1 protein-coding gene is annotated in these 923 nt (G+C 56.8%); it reads right to left on the reverse strand.

The features are described from left to right. Nucleotides 1-923 (reverse strand): elongation factor Tu (gene tuf, locus SHM7688_RS19295; RefSeq protein ID WP_058241594.1); only part of this gene is annotated, 923 nt, incomplete at its 3' end.

Below are 923 nucleotides of genomic sequence, written 5' to 3' on the forward strand. Positions count from 1 at the left end.
ATGTAGGCTTCTGCTTCGAACTTGGTGTGTGGGTTCACGGAACCTGGCTTACAGAGAACCTGACCACGCTCAACCGCTTCACGGTCAACACCACGCAGCAGCGCGCCGATGTTGTCGCCCGCTTCACCGGAGTCCAGCAGCTTGCGGAACATTTCAACACCGGTACAGGTGGTTTTCTGAGTGTCTTTGATGCCAACGATTTCGATTTCGTCGCCAACGTTGATCACGCCACGCTCAACACGGCCGGTCACAACAGTACCACGGCCAGAGATCGAGAACACGTCTTCGATTGGCATCAGGAACGGCTCGTCAACCGCACGTGGTGGCTGTGGGATGTACTCGTCAACAGCCGCCATCAGCTCTGCGATTTTCTCGGAACCGATGTTGGCGTCGCGGTCTTCCAGAGCCGCCAGAGCGGAACCAGCGATCACAGGGATGTCGTCGCCTGGGAATTCATACTCAGACAGCAGCTCGCGGATTTCCATTTCCACCAGCTCGAGCAGCTCTTCGTCGTCAACCTGGTCCACTTTGTTCATGAAAACAACCATGGCAGGGATGCCAACCTGGCGGCCCAGCAGGATGTGCTCACGGGTCTGTGGCATTGGGCCGTCTGCTGCGTTCACAACCAGGATCGCGCCGTCCATCTGCGCCGCACCGGTGATCATGTTTTTCACGTAGTCAGCGTGGCCTGGGCAGTCAACGTGGGCGTAGTGACGTGCTTCGGTTTCATATTCCACGTGCGCGGTGGAGATGGTGATGCCGCGGGCTTTTTCTTCAGGCGCGCCGTCGATCTCGTCGTAGGCTTTGAAGTCACCAAATTGCTTGGTGATCGCAGCTGTCAGTGTGGTTTTACCGTGGTCAACGTGACCAATGGTGCCGATGTTGCAGTGCGGTTTACTGCGCTCAAACTTTTCCTTTGCCAT

It is taken from the genome of Shimia marina (genome assembly GCF_001458175.1).
Lineage (GTDB): Bacteria > Pseudomonadota > Alphaproteobacteria > Rhodobacterales > Rhodobacteraceae > Shimia > Shimia marina.